The 16,093-nt window shown below is 70.2% G+C and carries 13 protein-coding genes and 1 pseudogene; 9 read left to right on the plus strand and 5 right to left on the minus strand.

Translation table 11 applies throughout. The features are described from left to right. Positions 1–216: 216 nt before the first annotated feature. From ACZ43N_RS26420 to ACZ43N_RS26430, 3 genes are all read left to right on the plus strand, one after another. Entirely contained in the window at positions 217–723 is a 507-nt protein-coding gene (locus ACZ43N_RS26420) for a glutathione peroxidase (protein WP_468100889.1), read from the plus strand. 73 nt (positions 724–796) lie between these two features. Next, the gene (locus ACZ43N_RS26425; protein ID WP_468100891.1) at positions 797–1,678 is read left to right on the plus strand and encodes a MerR family transcriptional regulator; all 882 of its coding nucleotides are present in this window, start codon (positions 797–799) and stop codon (positions 1,676–1,678) included. Between the two features lie 243 nt (positions 1,679–1,921). Continuing rightward, positions 1,922–3,586 carry a hypothetical protein gene (locus ACZ43N_RS26430; protein ID WP_468100893.1) on the plus strand — a complete coding sequence of 555 codons (1,665 nt, stop codon included), beginning with the start codon at positions 1,922–1,924 and terminating at the stop codon, positions 3,584–3,586. Between the two features lie 83 nt (positions 3,587–3,669). Here ACZ43N_RS26430 and ACZ43N_RS26435 read toward each other — a convergent pair whose 3' ends face one another. Beyond that, positions 3,670–6,546, minus strand: coding sequence for a D-alanyl-D-alanine carboxypeptidase (locus ACZ43N_RS26435; RefSeq protein WP_468100894.1), 2,877 nt, complete (start codon positions 6,544–6,546; stop codon positions 3,670–3,672). A gap of 263 nt (positions 6,547–6,809) precedes the next feature. Here ACZ43N_RS26435 and ACZ43N_RS26440 point away from each other — a divergent pair, with 263 nt between their 5' ends. The 3 genes from ACZ43N_RS26440 to ACZ43N_RS26450 all read left to right on the plus strand — a co-directional run bounded on the left by ACZ43N_RS26440 (position 6,810) and on the right by ACZ43N_RS26450 (position 9,510). Continuing rightward, a complete protein-coding gene (locus tag ACZ43N_RS26440; protein WP_468100895.1) occupies positions 6,810–7,568 on the plus strand; it encodes a GOLPH3/VPS74 family protein in 759 nt (252 codons plus the stop codon). 610 nt (positions 7,569–8,178) lie between these two features. Next, positions 8,179–9,039, plus strand: coding sequence for a helix-turn-helix domain-containing protein (locus tag ACZ43N_RS26445; protein WP_468100897.1), 861 nt, complete (start codon positions 8,179–8,181; stop codon positions 9,037–9,039). 261 nt (positions 9,040–9,300) lie between these two features. Continuing rightward, the gene (locus tag ACZ43N_RS26450) at positions 9,301–9,510 is read left to right on the plus strand and encodes a DUF397 domain-containing protein (protein WP_468100899.1); all 210 of its coding nucleotides are present in this window, start codon (positions 9,301–9,303) and stop codon (positions 9,508–9,510) included. Between the two features lie 168 nt (positions 9,511–9,678). On the opposite strand, the pseudogene ACZ43N_RS26455 reads toward ACZ43N_RS26450, so the two are convergent. Continuing rightward, positions 9,679–10,204 (minus strand): annotated as a pseudogene (locus ACZ43N_RS26455) (hypothetical protein); the annotation flags it as partial. Positions 10,205–10,362: 158 nt separating this feature from the next. Between ACZ43N_RS26455 and ACZ43N_RS26460 the strand changes: the two are divergent. Then, a complete protein-coding gene (locus ACZ43N_RS26460) occupies positions 10,363–11,220 on the plus strand; it encodes a hypothetical protein (protein ID WP_468100900.1) in 858 nt (285 codons plus the stop codon). 247 nt (positions 11,221–11,467) lie between these two features. Here ACZ43N_RS26460 and ACZ43N_RS26465 read toward each other — a convergent pair whose 3' ends face one another. The 3 genes from ACZ43N_RS26465 to ACZ43N_RS26475 form a co-directional block, all read right to left on the minus strand. Next, a complete protein-coding gene (locus ACZ43N_RS26465; RefSeq protein WP_468100982.1) occupies positions 11,468–11,698 on the minus strand; it encodes a hypothetical protein in 231 nt (76 codons plus the stop codon). Between the two features lie 117 nt (positions 11,699–11,815). Beyond that, positions 11,816–12,097: a hypothetical protein gene (locus tag ACZ43N_RS26470; RefSeq protein WP_468100901.1), complete on the minus strand. Its 282-nt coding sequence runs from the start codon at positions 12,095–12,097 to the stop codon at positions 11,816–11,818. A gap of 286 nt (positions 12,098–12,383) precedes the next feature. Beyond that, complete coding sequence (locus ACZ43N_RS26475; protein WP_468100903.1) at positions 12,384–12,602, minus strand: XRE family transcriptional regulator; 219 nt, start codon at positions 12,600–12,602, stop codon at positions 12,384–12,386. 803 nt (positions 12,603–13,405) lie between these two features. On the opposite strand from ACZ43N_RS26475, the gene ACZ43N_RS26480 reads away from it, so the two are divergent. Further along, positions 13,406–14,194 carry an SDR family oxidoreductase gene (locus tag ACZ43N_RS26480; RefSeq protein ID WP_468100977.1) on the plus strand — a complete coding sequence of 263 codons (789 nt, stop codon included), beginning with the start codon at positions 13,406–13,408 and terminating at the stop codon, positions 14,192–14,194. A 197-nt stretch (positions 14,195–14,391) separates the two neighbouring features. Continuing rightward, on the plus strand, positions 14,392–15,969 hold the full coding sequence (locus ACZ43N_RS26485) for a sodium:solute symporter family protein (protein ID WP_468100905.1): 1,578 nt from the start codon (positions 14,392–14,394) through the stop codon (positions 15,967–15,969). Positions 15,970–16,093: the final 124 nt, after the last annotated feature.

The following is a 16,093-nucleotide window of genomic DNA, read 5'->3' on the forward strand; positions in this document are numbered from 1 at the left end:
CACGGACTGTTCCAGACGGCCCAGGGCTGACGACCGAGCGGCCGAAAGGGCCGGCCCGGAAGAGGGCTGACCCGAACTGTCCCGGACGACCCGAGAGCTCACACGGTCTCTCCCGGGCGGCCGAGGGGCTGACGCGATCTGCCCGGCAGCCGGGCGCTCACACCATTCCGCCCGGGGCGGCCGAGGCGGGAAACGTTCCGGAGATAGCATCCGTTTATGACTACAGACACCCCCGGTACCTCCCCCCTCGACGTCGAGATCGGCGCCCTCACGGGTGGGTCCGCGGACCTCGCGCAGTACGCCGGGCAGGCCGTGCTCGTCGTGAACGTGGCCTCCAAGTGCGGTCTCACCCCTCAGTACACGGGCCTCGAAGCCCTCCAGGCCCGCTACGCGGAAAAGGGCTTCACCGTGCTCGGCGTGCCCTGCAACCAGTTCCTGGGGCAGGAGCCGGGCTCGGCCGAGGAGATCGCGGAGTTCTGCTCGGCGACGTACGGCGTGACCTTCCCGATGACCGAGAAGGTCGAGGTCAACGGCGAGGGCCGGCACGCCCTGTACGAGCGGCTGGTCGGGCACGCGGACGCCGAGGGCCACAGCGGCGACATCCGCTGGAACTTCGAGAAGTTCCTCATCGGCCGTGACGGCTCGGTCGTCGCCCGCTTCTCACCGCAGACCGAGCCGGAGGCACCGGAGCTGGTGGCCGCAGTGGAGAAAACCATCGGTTGAGGCCCCCGGCCGCCCGTTTGACCTTCCCCTTGGGTCAAGGACCACCGTCCCTCTCGCCGGGCGCGGACGCCCGGTGACGGAGGATGACCCAGTGGCCACCGACGACCTGCTCACCATCGGCGCCTTCGCCGCCCGCGCACGACTGTCGGCGAAGGCGCTGCGGCTGTACGACCGGCTGGGGCTGCTCGCCCCGGCGTACGTCGACGAGGTGACCGGCTACCGGTACTACCGGTCCGACCAGGTCGAACGCGCCCGTCTCGTCGCCCTGCTGCGGCAGCTCGACATGCCTCTCGCCCGTGTCGCGGAGATCGTGGAGGCCGTCGGGGCGGACGGCACGTCGGCCGCCGACCGGCTCGCCGCGTACTGGGCCGGGGTCGAGGAGCGGTTCGCGTCCCAGCGGGCCCTGGTCTCCTACCTCCGTGGACGGCTGACGGGAAGGGACCCGGAGATGTACGGAACGTTCGTGGTCGAGACGGTCGACACGGCCGCGCAGGTCGTGCTCACCCAGTCACGGCACATCCTGGTCGACGAGCTGCCGGCGTGGATCGGGGCGTCGCTCGGGCGGCTGGAGGAAGGCGCGGCGGCCTGCGGCGGGACGACGGGGGTGCCGTTCGTCGCGTACCACTCCGAGGTGTCCCTGGAGAGCGACGGCCCCGCCGAGGCGTGTGTGCCGGTGGCCGACCCGGACGCGGCCCGCCGCTGGGCGGCGGAGCACGGGCGGGCCTGGGCGACGGACGTGCGCGTGGAGCCGGCGGGACGGCTCGTGTACACCCGGATCACCAAGGCACAGGTGGCCCATCCGCAGATCGCCGCGGCCTTCGAGGCGGTCGAGCGCTGGATCGCCGAGCGTGGCCTGGAGATCGTCGGCCCCTGCCGTGAGGTGTACTTCGCGGACTGGGCCGCGGCGGGACCGGAGGACCCGGTGTGCGACGTGGCGTTCCCGGTCGCATCCTGACCCATGTAGTACCGGTACGGCTGTAGGGGATTTCCCTACGGCCGAACCGGACCGAACAGGTCCTGTCGGCCAACTGTCAGCGGGTGGCTAGCGTCTACCCCGACAGACGACGAACACCCGCCCGCACGAGTCGAACGGAACGGACGAGCCGCAGTGGCCTTTGCCGAGCTGACCCCACGACGTCCCGTCTCACGCGCCGGCAAACCGTCGCCGACGCGTGAGCCGTGGCGGGTACGCCACCGAGTGCCTCTGACGGCCGTTCTGTGCGCCCTGCCGCTGTACTTCGTGTGGTGGGCGGTCTTCGCGACCGGCGGCGGGGATCTGGCGGCCCAGGTGGCGTGGGCGGAGTTCGCGAAGACGTACCCGGACTCGGCGGTCAACCTGTTCTGGTACGGGGGGCTGCACGCGGCGAACTACAGCGTCCTCTCGCCCTATCTGATGGCGGTGTGCGGAGTGGTCGCCGTGACGCTGGCGTCCGGACTCACCGCTTCCTGGCTCGTCGGGGCGGTCGTCGCCCGGACGGGTGTGCGCAAGCCGATTCCGGTCGCCCTCGCCGCGACCTTCTCCCTGTGGTGCCAGGTGGTGTCGGGCCGCTCCACGTTCATGCTGGGCACGGCGTTCGCCATGGGGGCGCTGCTGGCGGTGGTGGGCGGGCGCGGCGGACGGCGGCTGGCCGTGGCGGCGGTGTGCGCGACGCTGTCCACGATGGGGAGCCCCGTCTCCGGGCTCTTCCTCCTCGTGGTGGGCGCCGCGTATCTGCTGTGCCGCGAGTGGGGCCGGGCGGCGGCGCTGATCGTGCCGCCGGTGACGGTCGTCGCCGTGACGACGCTGCTGTTCCCCTTCGAGGGCGAGCAGCCCATGGCGTTCAGCCGGATATGGCCTCCGGTGGTGATCTGCGCGGTGGTCGTGGTGATCGCGCCGAGCGCCTGGCGGGTGCTCCGCCTCGGCTCCGCGGTCTACGCCCTCGGCGTGGTCCTGTGCTATCTGATCCCCACCCCCATCGGCACGAACGTCGAACGGCTCCTGGAGCTGGCGGGCCCTGCGGCGGCGCTCGCCATCGCCCTGTACCGCGGCGAGGCCCGCGAGGGCGACGCCCGGCTGCCGCTGTCCTGGTTCACGCCCCGGCGGCGGCTGGTGGCCGGTGTGGTCGCCCTCGTCCTCTCCCTGACGTGGCTGACCGGCAAGACGACCGCCGACATCGTCACCAACACCAAGGTGCCCGAGTGGGCCGTCAAGACCGACGGTGTGGTGAACGAGCTGAGGCGGCTGGGCGCGTGGAAGACCCGCGTCGAGGTGGTCCCGGCCCGCGACCACCGCGAGGCCGCGATCCTCGCCCCGTACATCAACATGGCGCGCGGCTGGAACCGGCAGGCCGACGTCGAGCGCGGTCGCCTCTTCTACGAGGGCCACGGCGGCACGGAGGTGCCCGAGGGCGCGTTCACCCCCGGGGCCTACAAGGCGTGGCTGTCGCGGTGGGCGGTCGGTTTCGTCGTCCTCGTCAACGGCGAGCCGGACGGCCCCGCCGAGCTGGAACACGCCCTGGTCACCAGTGAGCCCGACTATCTGGAGCGCGTCTGGGAGGACGCGAACTGGAAGATCTACCGGGTGAAGCACGCGACGCCACTGGTCGACAGACCGGCGTCCGTGGTCAGTGCCGACGGCGCCAACCTCGTCGTCCGGGTGCCCGGGCCGGGCGAGATCACCGTCCGCATCGCGTACTCCCCCTGGCTGTGGGCCGACAACGGCTGCCTCACCGCCGACCGCGAGTCGAACGGCGACCTCACCGAGTTCACCCGTCTCACCGTCCACGAGGCCGGTGACGTCCGTATCAGCTCGCAGTACGGGGGGCCGTCCCGAAAGACGGCGCTGGAGTGCGAGAAGGAGGCGGAGAAGGACGGGGAGGAGTAGGGCGGGGCAGGAACATGAGGCGCCCCTCCCGGCCGATGGTCGGGAGGGGCGCCTCCGTGTGTGCGGGCGTGCGGTTGGGCCGGTCAGCTCACGCGGGTGAGCTTGGGGACGAAGCCGGGCTCCGTGAGGTCCTTCTGCAGGGCCACCGGGACCTCGACGCCGTTGCCGGTGCCGTCGCCCACGGTCAGCGAGCCGACCTTCGTGCCGGCCTTCGCCTGGTGCGGGATGGTTTCCGCGGGCTCCAGCCGCAGCTTGACGGTCTTGCCGGCCCAGCCGACCGCCGAGACGTCCTCGGTGGCGACGACGGGGGTCTGCCCGCCGAGCTGGTCGTCGACGTAACCGACGACCTCGCCCTTCTTCAGGATCGTCTCGGAGGTCAGGGCGTCCTGGGCGGCGAGCATGGCCGTCTTGCTGACCGCGTTGACGGTGTCGATGATCGGCGGGGTGTGCTGGCCGAGGACCGCGCCGACGACGATCGCCGTCTCACCGCCGACCTCCTTGGTGGCGGCGAAGAGCAGGTTGCCGCCCGCGGCCGAGGTGGAGCCGGTCTTGATGCCGATGGCGTTGTTGTAGGGGACGAGACGGTTGTAGTTGTCCCACTTCGCGCCCGAGGGGTCGTACCAGACGGGCAGCTTGGTGATGTCCGTCAGGGCCTTCATCTTCACCAGCTCGTTGCCGAGCTTGACCTGGTCCTCGGCGGTGGAGACGGTCGTCTCCTTCAGCCCCGACGGGTCGGTGTACGTCGTGTTCTTCATCCCGAGGTCCTTGGCCGCGGCGTTCATCTTCTTGACGAACTCCGCCTCGGAACCATTGCTGTCCCACCGGGCGAGCAGCCGCGCGATGTTGTTCGCGGACGGAATCATGATGGCCGCGATCGCGTCGTACTGGGAGAGCTTGTCGCCCTCCTTGACGGTGTTGAGCGTGGACTCGCCGTCCTTGTCGTAGCCGCCCTCGGTCTCGGCCTTCGCGTCGACCGGGATGGTCGCGCCCTTCGCGCCCGGCTTCATCGGGTGTTCCTTGAGGATGACGTACGCGGTCATCGCCTTGGCGACGGAGCCGATGGCCACGGGCTTCTGCTCGCCGAAGCTGTCCAGGGTGCCGATGCCGTTGACATCCATCCAGCCCTGGCCCTCCTCGGGCCACGGCAGGGTCACCTTGTCGCCCTTGAAGGCGTACGACTCCTTCGCGGTCAGGGCGAGCGTCGGGGCGGGGAGCGGGCGGAAATTCTGTACGACCGCAAAGACGATCACCAGCAGGATGACCAGCGGGGTCCAGATCTTGACCCGGCGGACGGCCGTCCTGAGCGGGGTCTGCGGGGGCGGCGGCGTGTTCGTCAGCTCCGCCAGCAGGTCCAGCGGAGGCTTCGGCGGCAACGGCTGCTGCGTCGTCCGCTCCGGGCCCACCTGGGGAATCGTCCGGGTGGCCTCGGCGGGCGGGGCGGAGGGCTGCGCCGGCTTGGGCGGGGCGGTGTCGTCCAGCGGCTTGAGCGCCACGAACCTACTGGTCCGCTCGCTGGGGGCACCCTCGGAGCCGGGGGTGCCCTTGGCGTCCTCGGCGCCCTTGCCGTCCCCGTCGGCCTTGTCGGGGGTGTCGTCGGTGTCGTCGCCGGTCGCCTTGGTGGCCGCCGCGCCCAGCTTGAGCATGGTCGTGGGCTGGTCCACCGCGGGGGGCCGGGGTGCGCGGAAGATGGCGGTCGCCTGGTCGACGGGCGGCTCCGCCTCGGCTTCGCCGGCGCGGGCCTTGGAGAAGAAGACCCCGGAACCGCCCTTGGCGGGGGTGCCGGAGCCGGGGGAACCGGAGTCCGCCTCGGGGACCGGGGTGCCGGAGTCGGCCTCGGAGGCAGCCGCGTCACAGTCGCCCCCGGGCGACGGGGTACCGAAGTCGGCCTTCCCGCCACCCTCGGAGCCCTTGTCGCTCTCCTCCTCGTCAGTACCGGCGTCACGCGCGTCCGCGTCCCCGGCCTCAGGCTCGCGGTCACGCGGAGTCCCGGCATCGGCGTCGGCATCCGCATCCGCATCCGCATCGGCATCGGCATCGGCATCGGCATCGGCGTCAGAGTCGGCGTCGGCGTCAGAGTCGGCGTCGGCCGCGCTCTCCGCGGCACCGCCCTCCCCGTCACGCGACGAGTCGGTGTCAGCCTCAGCACCCTCGCGGCCCGCGGCATCAGTCACGCGGTCAGCGGCAGCCGCCTCCCCCTCCGCCTCCGTGTCGTCGGCGGACTCGGAGCCAGAGCCCTCACCCTCCGTGACACCGCTCCCGCCGTCACACGACGAGTCGCCCTCGGTCTCGGCGTCGGCACCCTCGCGGCCACCGGTCCCCCGGTCGGCCCCGGCCTCCTCCGGCTCCGCCGCGCGCGGCGCGTCCGCACCGGCCTCGCCGCTCGCGTCCTCCGCCTCCCGCGCTGCGGGCAGTCGTGCCGCAAGGGCGAGGGTGGGCGTGGCGCCGCCCGACGAGCGCCGATCCGCCTCCCCGGTCTCCGCCTCGGCCGCGTCGTCGGTACCGCCGTCCTCCGACTCCGCGCTCACCTCGGCATCGGCCTCGCCGCCGGCGTCGGCGTCGGCGTCGGCGTCGGCGTCGTTCTGCTCGGCGTCACCAGACCCAGCGGCGTCCGAAGTCCCTTCGGCGCCCCCGGCCCCCGAACCCGACGCCGCGTCCTCGGCCGGCACACCCTCGGCATCGGCATCGGCATCGGCCTCGGCCTCGCCGCCGGCGTCGACGTCCGCCCGCCGATCCGCTCCCTCCGCCGTCTCCAGCAGTGCGCGGCGGGAGAAGACCGCCGTCGCCTGGTCCGGCTTCGGGGCGGGGTCCGGCGGGGTCGGCCGGGAGAGGGAGAGGCGTGGGTCCTGGGAGGGAGTGGAGGGCCCGGAACCCGGGGTCTCCGGGATCGGCGGTTCGCTCCCCGACGCCGACGATGTCGACGACTCGTACCGCTTCGACCTGTCGGGGGACGTGCCCGCCACCGATGCCTCCTCCCGCGCGCCGCCCACCCTCGGGACGCGCGCCCTACCGATCTGTGAAACCCACCGCCCGGACACTAGCCACCCCACGCACCGCCGCGCCGCGCCGCTGTCCGAACCATGTACCAGTGTCCTGTGTGCGGGCTTGACCACTGCGGTAGACGAGAACGACATACCTACCGGTTCCACTACATTCCGGTCACGCACCCTCGACAGACCAATGTGAGAGGGGTCACCCTGTCATTCATCCACGCGGGGAGGCATGGATGGGCAGGAGCCGCAGAACACTTCCGGAGGAGCTTCTGCTGCTGGCATTGGACCCGGCCACGGGTACCACTGCGCAGCCGCAGTCGCTCGACCTTGGTCTGGCCGGAGCGCAGCTAGTGGAGCTGGCGCTGGCCGGACGGATAGCCCCAGACGGGGATCGTATCGCCGTGGTGTCCCCACGGCCGACTGGAGATCCGACACTGGACTGCGCGTTGGAGTTGCTGCGAAGGCGTGGCGCTCCGGTCCGTGCGGTGCACTGGATCGGCGGGCCCCGGCTGGGGCTGCGTCAGACCTACCTGTCACACCTGGAGCGCTGCGGCATGGTCCACGCCGTCGCGGGCCAGATGTGCGGGGTGCTGCCGACGACGCGGTACCAGGCGACGGACACGGCCATCAGCCGGGAGATCAGGGCCCGGCTGGATTCCGCGATCCGCACCGGCGTACCGCCGGACCCGCGGACGGCCGCGCTCGCCGCACTCGCCCACGCCGTAGGCCTGGGCAAGCACCTGTACCCGGGGAACGAGGGACGTTCGTCCCGCTCCCGGCTCAGGGACCTCATCCGGCACGACCCCATGGGCGGCCTGGTGGCCCACGCCGTCATGGACGTGCAGAACGGCGTGGCCGCTCAGCCTCGCCGCAGCCCGGCACCGGCCGGCCGCCAGGCCGCACCCGGCACCAGGCCACCCGCACCGGAACCCGCCCGCGGCGTTCCGATGCAGCCGCGCCGTGGCTCCATGGCACGCGTCGTGGCGCACTGACCCACCAACGCACCGCGATCCGCACCGCGATCCGCACCGCGATCCGCACCGCGTCGGAGCACCAGCGCACCGGCGCACCACACCGGGTGAGACACCGGGCCCAGAGCCGCGGCCCGTGACACCGCCCGTGCAACGCAGGACTGCACGACCACGCAGGACTGCATGACCGCGCAAGACCGCACGACCACGCACGGCCGCACCACCCGTTCACGGCACGACTCGAACCACCGCACCACCCGCACCACAGTGCGCACCGTCGTACCACTCGCACCGTCAGCGCCGGGCCGAACCGCCTTGAGGGACCGCAGACCCGGTTCGGGAGCCGCTGGACCGCGCGGGGCGTGCGAGGCCGTACGGACATGCTCGGCCGGTCGATCCGTCGACCGATCGGGCCGGTCCGTACGAGACGGCCTCGCCGCCCCGCGCGGCCGCATGCCCAGATGCCGGCCGCACCTTCGGCGGAGAACGCCTCACGCCGGAAAAACTTCGGCGGGAACGGTGCGCGCACAGCGCATATCCGTTGTTTTCCAGCGGTACTCGGCGCCTTGGTGGCAATCTGCTCAGCAGCAGATACGCAAAGTAGAGGCCCGCAGCCGGAGGTGCACGTCCCGTGGCGTCCAATGTCAATCCCACCGTCAGGCGACGCCGGTTGGGCCAGGAGCTGCGCCGGCTCCGTGAGCTCAAGGGCATGACCGCCGAGGAAGTGGCCGAGCGGCTGCTGGTCTCCCAGTCGAAGATCAGCCGTCTGGAGAACGGCCGCCGCAGCATCAGCCAGCGCGACGTCCGCGACCTCTGCGGGGTCTACGAGGTCGAGGACCAGCGGGTCGTCGACTCGTTGATGCAGATGGCCAAGGACTCGCGTCAGCAGGGCTGGTGGCACGCGTTCGGCGATGTCCCGTACAGCGTCTACATCGGCCTGGAGACCGACGCGGCCAGCCTGCGTGTGTACGACCCGCAGGTCGTGCCCGGACTGCTCCAGACCCGTCCGTACGCCGAGGCTCTCATCGCGGGCGCGCTGCCCGAGACGACGCCCGGTGACATCGACAAGCGGGTCCAGGTACGGATGAGGCGACAGGAACGTATCTCCGCACCGGAGAGCCCGTTGCGGCTGTGGACCGTCCTCGACGAGGCCGCGCTGCGCCGGGTGGTCGGCCGCCGCTCCCTCATGCGCGAGCAGTTGGAGTACCTGGTCGAGCAGTCCCAACTCCCGCATGTCACCGTCCAGGTGATCCCCTTCCACATGGGCGCGCATCCGGGCCTGAACGGCCAGTACGCGATCCTGGAGTTCCCGGACGCCTCGGATTCCAGCGTCGTCTACATCGAGGGCGTCACCAGCGATCTGTATCTCGAGAAGCCCGCCGACGTCCAGAAGTACAGCGTGATGTACGAGCACTTGAGGGCGCAGGCGCTGAATGCGGATCAATCCCGCCAGTTCATCGCGGACATCGCGAAGGACTATGCACGGTTGTAGCCCTTCATGGCCCCGGTGAAGCCCCTGCGGGGCTGAAAGGGACGGAAGATACACCTTGGCATCCCTGAGGGGAAGACCAAAGGGGAATATGCCACTCTGTCGAGTGAATAGTCGCTTCGTGAGCGGATGTTGGCGAGTAGCGTCGATCACGTCAAGGAAATCAATGACCTTGGCGGAAACCGAACTGTGGGGTCCGGGCACGGACGCGTTCCCACAGTTCGGCGACAGCAACTCAGCGATCAACCGGCTAGCGGAGCAGAAATGGCAATTCAGCAAGGCGCCACGGACACGTGGGTCAAGTCCTCGTACTCCACGGGCAACGGCGCGTGCGTCGAGGTCAAGTCCCCTGTCGTCGCGGCACTCTCCGTGCGTGACTCCAAGGTTTCCGACGGTCCGACCCTGGCGTTCGTCGCCGACTCGTGGAACGCGTTCGTCACCGGGGTCAACAAGGGAGCCTTCGACCTCGCGTGACCATGGTTCACCTTCACCAGAAAGACAACTTCAGACACACCAACTGACAGAGCCCTCTCGACCGGCCCGCCGTCCTGGCCGAGGGGGCTCGGCCTTGCCCCTCGTCGTGCCCGCCGGCTCCGCGCCCGCCCGGCCACCCCCTCGGACACCCCCCTCGGCTACCGCAAACCGGTCCACGTACCGGTCCGTCCCGGGCACGGTCGGGATGAACGGCGCCGGCAACTCCAGCCGCCCGAGGCCCGATCCGTCCGGTTCCTCGTCCAGGCCCGCGAAGTGTGCCTCCCAGCAGTCGCGTGGGTCGGACTCCAGGAACCACAGGAGCGTGAGGCGGGTGTCGACGCCCTCGACCTGCTTGACGTAGGACATGCGGTCGAGGGGCAGCGGCGTCGGCCGGAAGACCGTGACGAGGTCGGCGGGGGACCCGGCGAGCCGCTTCGGCAGCTGCCGGGGCCCGCAGCCACCCCAGCAACTCCGCTCGCTGTTCGGGCCCTTCGGCCTCCACCACCTCCAGCACCAGGCCGCGTACGGGTGGTCGAGGGCGTGGACGTCGCGGGGCACGGCGGCGCCGTCCCGGCAGACGGTCGCCTCGTGGTGCCGACTTCTCGGAGTTCCACAAGAGTTGCCGATCGCCGGAGGCGACCCAGCGGCCGCCCGCGAACATCCAGGGCATCGCCATCGCGCCCGCGTAGGAGTGCGCACCAGTCCGGTGTCAGCACGGAGGGCTGCTGTGCACGGCAGGGCGTGAGCCGCTGGCCCGCCTGCCCACTTGGCGCGCGTGATCGCTGAAACCAAAGCGAAGTTGAGCGGGCACCCCCCTTCCAGATCTGACGTTCCGTCAGCTAAACCGGATCCATGACAGACGACACCACGAAAGCCGGCGAGACCCACAGCCATCTGTACGCCGAGCTGGCCGGCGTCGGCCCCTATGGAGCCGACCTCGGGCACGCGCTCATCACCATGGTTGAGCCGCACCCCGGCCGGGAGCGCGAATACAATCGCTGGTACGAAGACGACCACTTCATCGCCGGTGCGATGGCCATGCCCTGGATGTACTCGGGGCGCCGCTGGGTAGCCACGCGAGACCTGCAGCTCCTGCGCTACCCCGAGAAGTCCGCCGTCGCGCAGCCGGTGACGGCCGGGTGCTACCTATCCGTCTACTGGATGACCGCCGGCCGCTACGCCGACCACATGCGATGGACCGTCGGCATCAACAAACGTCTCAACCGCGACCACCGCGTCTTCCAGGACCGTACGCATGTCTTCACGGCCTTCCAGGACCACGCGACGACCGTCTACCGCGACGGCGACGAAGGTCCTCGCGACATCCACGCCCTCGACCACCCCTACGCCGGACTCGTCGTCCAGGTCATCGACAGCGACTCCCCCGCCAGACGTGAGGAACTGCTCGCCTGGCTACGAAACGACCATCTCCCGAAACGGCTGGCTGGCTCGCCCGCAGCCATGGCGACCGTCTTCACGCCCACGCCCCTGCCCCTGGACCGCATGACCTACGTCAAACAGGTCGAGGGGGTCGGGACCCGACTGACCTTGCTGTGGTTCCTCCAGCAGGATCCCCGCGACACCTGGCGCGAGCACTTCACGAACCTGGACGCATCAGTGGCGGCTTCGGGGCTGGGCGAAGTGCAGTTCGTCGCACCGTTCATACCGACGGTGGCCGGGACGGACCGGTACGTGGATGAGCTGCGATGAGCCGTCGGACGTCCCGGGCCGGCACACACGACCCGCCCTGGACTCAAGCGCGGACGCGATCCAGCCCTCGACTCGATCGACGAGCGCCGCGATCTCCGCTTGCTCCGAGCCGTACCCGTCCACGTGCGGACGGCGGCCGTGCAGGAGCGACCGGTAACCCGCCAGGGTGTCGCTGCCCTCGCCGCCGAGGTCGTCGACCGGCTGCTCGGCTCCGCCGACGAGGCCGTGGCGACGGGCAAGTGCACTGTCAGGCGTGGGCCTGGACGATGAGCGTGCCGATGTACCCGGCTTCCGGGGCCTCCACCACCGTCGCCTCGGCGGACGTGAAACCGGCCCGGAGCGCATGCCCTGCGGCCCGTGGGTACCCGGATGGCCAGCGGCTGGGAAGACACGAAGACGCCACCCGGGACGAGATGCTCGCCGCGAAGGTGACCGTCATGGCGCCGAGCGAACTCCACATGTACTTACGGGCGTTCACCCGGCTCACAGAACTGGCCGGGGATGCGGGGGCGATGCGCGGGCCCTGAACGTGAGGGCCATCGACGCCCTTAGTTGGCCCAAGGCAGTACGCGGCCCGAGCCCCCAGGGCCGACTCTCACGTCTGCTGGGACCAGAACTGCACGAGGTAGCGCTCGACGCCCTCGGCGATGCCTTCCTCCTCGATGACGCGGGCCACCTCATCTCGGCCGGAGCAGTAGACCCGCACATGCCAGACCCGGTCGGAAGCCCCCAGTTCGATCACATCCTCGATCGGGCCGAACGCCACCGCCCACACCTCCAGGGTTCCCGTCGCGGACCGCACGGTGGAGTCGGCTCGCTGGTCCCACACGCGACTGGTGTCCACGGGCGGTTCACCGTCCCACACCTGAGCGGTCATCGTCGGCGTGTGAGTATGACCAGCACTCTCGATATCGACGCGCCCAGGGTGGCCAGTTACGAAAACGGCCCTCGCCCATGACGCGGCCACCTGGATACGCAACCTGAGCTGACTCCGCGTCCTGTAGGCACATCCCGTAGAAATCCACCTCGGGTTCGAGTTTCTGCTCCCTCACCATCCGGGGCTCAGACATGGCACGCCTACTCCTCAACTGCCGCCTCTACGCGCCTGAGCGCGAGGTACGCCTCGCTCTCGGGCCAGGACGAACATCTTCAAGTCCACAGCCTTACCCCAGCACAAGCGATTCGTCGCCGAAGTCGGCCACGAGCTCGAGCTTTCCGCCGAGGGCTTCGACGTGGGCGGCAGGCGTATCGACCTCGGAGCGGCTGAGCACACCCTTTTCGATCGCCGAGACACGCCCCTGGTGGACGCCGAGAATCTCGGCCACCGCCGTCTGCGTCATGTGCTGGCACTGGCGGACTTCGGCAAGGCGGTAGGCGCGCACTTCGGACAGGAGCGCGGCGGTGCCCCGTTGTCGCCGTCGACCAGGATCACGGCGATCCGCTATCCGCTACCGGCCGCGTGGGCCGCGGCCGGTACGGCTGCGCGGGCAGCGGCACGGGGGGGCCACCCGAGGGACACCGGGCGGGAGCGTGGCCGCGCCGGGTGCGTACGCGGTCGGCTCCGCCACGCCGACCCGGCGTCCGTCTCCGTCGAAGCGCGCCTAGCTGGCCAAGGGCTGTCCCGTATGGGCCACCTAAGGGCTGTCCCGTAATCCCCGGCGGGCGCACGACGCCGGCTACGGCACCTCGCCGCGTTGTCGGAACGCCCGCATACATCCAGTATGCGGACGCCCCTCCGCCTTGCGATGCTCCCCCACTGCCTGAACGGCCTGGGAGGTGCCCCCAGCATCCGACGCCGTGCGCTGATCCACCGCGGATTACGGGACAGCCCTCAGCGTCCAGGGCATGGAATGGGAACCGGACGTGCCAGGTTGGAAGCAGGTCTACGCAGTCATTGAGGGGCGGATCGCGGACGGGACCTACCCGCCCGGATCGCAGTTGCCCGGTGTTCTGGCCGGTCCAGAGTGGGTTCGGCATCGCACAGATGACCGCGCGACGCGTGTTGACAGAACTGCGGGCTGCAGGTCTCACGCAGATGCACCCTGGTGTAGGCGCCTTCGTCAGCGAACTCCCCGAGCAACCCGATCAATGGCCTTCCCAGCAAACCCCCCTTCCTTCCTCCACCGGACGCCCATACTCTGACGCTCCGTCAGATGGAGCGCAGACCCCGGAGGTAGCGATGCCCCTGCCACTGCTGAACGGCAAGACCGTCGTCGTGTCGGGCGTCGGTGCGGGACTCGGCCAGCGGGTGGCCGCCGCGGTCGTACGGGACGGCGGGAACGCCGTGCTGGGGGCGCGCACCGAGGCGAACCTCGCCAAGGCCGCGGCGGAGCTGGACCCGGACGGCGCGCACACGACTTACCGGGCGACGGACATCACCGACGAGGCGCAGTGCGAGGCGCTCGCGGCGCTGGCGCGGGAGCGGTTCGGGGGCGTGGACGCGGTGGTGCACGTGGCCGCCTGGGACAGCTGCTTCGGGGGTTTGGAGGACGCCGACTTCGCCACCTGGCAGGCGGTCCTCGACGTGAACCTGCTGGGCACGCTGCGGATGACCCGGGCCTGTCTGCCCGCCCTGAAGGAGGCGGGCGGCGGGTCCGTCGTCATCATCGGGACGCAGTCGTCGGTCGCCGCGCCCTCACAGGTGCGGCAGGCGGCGTACGCGGCGTCGAAGGGCGCGCTGACGAGTGCGATGTACTCGCTGGCCCGGGAGCTGGGGCCGTATCGGATACGGGTCAACACCGTGCTGCCGGGCTGGATGTGGGGGCCGCCGGTGGAGGCGTACGTCCGGTTCACGGCGCACGGCGAAGGGGTCCCGGAGGCGGAGGTGCTGGCGCGGCTCACCGAGCGGATGGCGCTGCCCGAACTGGCCACGGACGGGGATGTCGCGGACGCGGTGGCCTTCCTGGCCTCCGACCGGGCGCGGGCGATCACCGGTCAGTCCCTGTTGGTCAACGCCGGGGAGTTGATGCGGTGAACCGAGGGACGCCGCGCGGAGCTGATCGTTTTCAGCCAACCGGCCGTTCATGTACGTGAATCAGAGTCACCGCTCAGAACTTTTTTACCCCCTCTTGACTTACCCCTTCCTTGCCGTGGCCATGCCACCGAAACCAGAGTTCACATGCCTGACCGATCACATGGCTGACCCTGGCGGCGGACCCTGGAAGGGGGCCCATGAACAGTCTCGACTGGGCCGTGCTCATCGGCTACTTCGGTGTGATGGTCGCGATCGGCGTCTGGTCGCACAAGCGAGTGGACAACGTCAGCGACTTCTTCACCGCCGGCGGCAAGATGCCGTGGTGGCTGTCCGGCATCTCGCACCACATGTCGGGCTACAGCGCGGTGATGTTCACCGGGTACGCCGGCATCGCCTACACGTACGGCGTGACGTCGTTCGTGACGTGGTCCTTCCCCATCGCCCTCGGTATCGCCATCGGCTCCAAGCTGTTCGCGCCGCGCATCAACCGGCTGCGGTCGCGCCTGCGTGTGGCGTCCCCTCTCGAGTACCTGAAGAACCGTTACAACCTGCAGACCCAGCAGGCGCTGGCGTGGTCCGGCATGCTGCTGAAGATCGTGGACGTCGGCGCCAAGTGGGCCGCGATCGCGACCCTGCTGTCCGTCTTCACCGGGATCTCCCTGAACCAGGGCATCCTCATCACCGGCAGCATCACCGCCGTCTACTGCACGATCGGCGGGCTGTGGGCGGACGCGCTGACGGAGCTGGGCCAGTTCGTCATCCAGCTCCTCGCCGGGATCGCGATGTTCGTGGCCGTGTTCGTCCAACTCGACGACTACGGCGGCTTCTTCGGCGTCTGGGACCGTCCCGAGCTGAAGGGCCACGCCGAACCCCTCGTCGGCCCCTACGGCACGGTCTTCCTCCTCGCGTTCCTCTTCATCAAGCTCTTCGAGTACAACGGCGGCATGCTCAACCAGGCCCAGCGCTACATGGCCACGGCCACCCCCTACGAGGCCGAGCGCTCCGCCCGGCTGTCGGCGGTCCTGTGGCTGGTCTGGCCGCTGGTGCTGTTCTTCCCCATGTGGATGTCGCCGCTGCTGGTGACCTCGGAGAAGGGCGACGGCTCCGACACCTACGCCCTGATGACCGAACAGCTGCTGCCGCACGGGCTGCTGGGCCTCGTCATCGTCGGCTTCTTCTCCCACACCATGGCCATGTGCTCCTCCGACGCCAACGCCATCGCGGCCGTCTTCACCCGCGACTGCGCGCCGGTGGTGTGGCGCCGGGCGCGGGCCTGGAGCGAGGGGCAGGGGCTGCGGGTCGCCCGGATCGCGACCGTCGTCTTCCTCGGTCTGTCCATGGCGGCGGCCACCCAGGTCAACTCGCCGGCGTTCAAGGACATCATCACCGTCGTCATCAAGTGGGTCGCCGGTCTGATGGGGCCGATGGCCATCCCGATGATGCTGGGCCTGCTGCGGCCGTTCCGCCGCTCCGGGCCGACGGCCGCGCTCACCAGCTGGGCGTGCGGGCTGTTCGCCTTCTGGCTGGTGAACTACCCGATCCACTGGAACGTCGCGGGCGGTGTGCCGCTCCAGTACCAGGTGTCCATCCCGCTGGCCGTGTCCCTGGTCCTGTACATCGTCGTCGGCTTCATCAAGCCGGAGGACACACCCGAACGGCTCGCCGTCATCGAGAAGATCAACACTGACGGGGACGACGACGGCCCCGGCGGGGCGGGGGCCGCGGCTGCGGTCCCCGCCCCGGGGAAGGGCACGTCCAGCCCGACGGGGGTCTGAGGGCTGTCCCGTAATCCGCCGTGCGCCCGCCGGGATCGCGGACCCAGCCCTGAGGGGGTGCCGAGGAGGGCCGCTGTCCGGCGGGGGATCCGGCGGCGGCCCTCTGAGGCGTCCGGTGGGACGT

It is taken from the genome of Streptomyces sp. NPDC030814, assembly GCF_055572155.1.

Excerpts from the sequence above, each read along its gene's own strand:
- ACZ43N_RS26485 (WP_468100905.1), top strand. The coding sequence starts at position 14,392 with ATGAACAGTCTCGACTGGGCCGTGCTCATCGGCTACTTCGGTGTGATG.
- ACZ43N_RS26440 (WP_468100895.1), top strand. The coding sequence starts at position 6,810 with ATGGGCAGGAGCCGCAGAACACTTCCGGAGGAGCTTCTGCTGCTGGCA.
- ACZ43N_RS26420 (WP_468100889.1), top strand. The coding sequence starts at position 217 with ATGACTACAGACACCCCCGGTACCTCCCCCCTCGACGTCGAGATCGGC.
- ACZ43N_RS26460 (WP_468100900.1), top strand. The coding sequence starts at position 10,363 with ATGACAGACGACACCACGAAAGCCGGCGAGACCCACAGCCATCTGTAC.
- ACZ43N_RS26450 (WP_468100899.1), top strand. The coding sequence starts at position 9,301 with ATGGCAATTCAGCAAGGCGCCACGGACACGTGGGTCAAGTCCTCGTAC.
- ACZ43N_RS26470 (WP_468100901.1), bottom strand. The coding sequence starts at position 12,097 with ATGACCGCTCAGGTGTGGGACGGTGAACCGCCCGTGGACACCAGTCGC.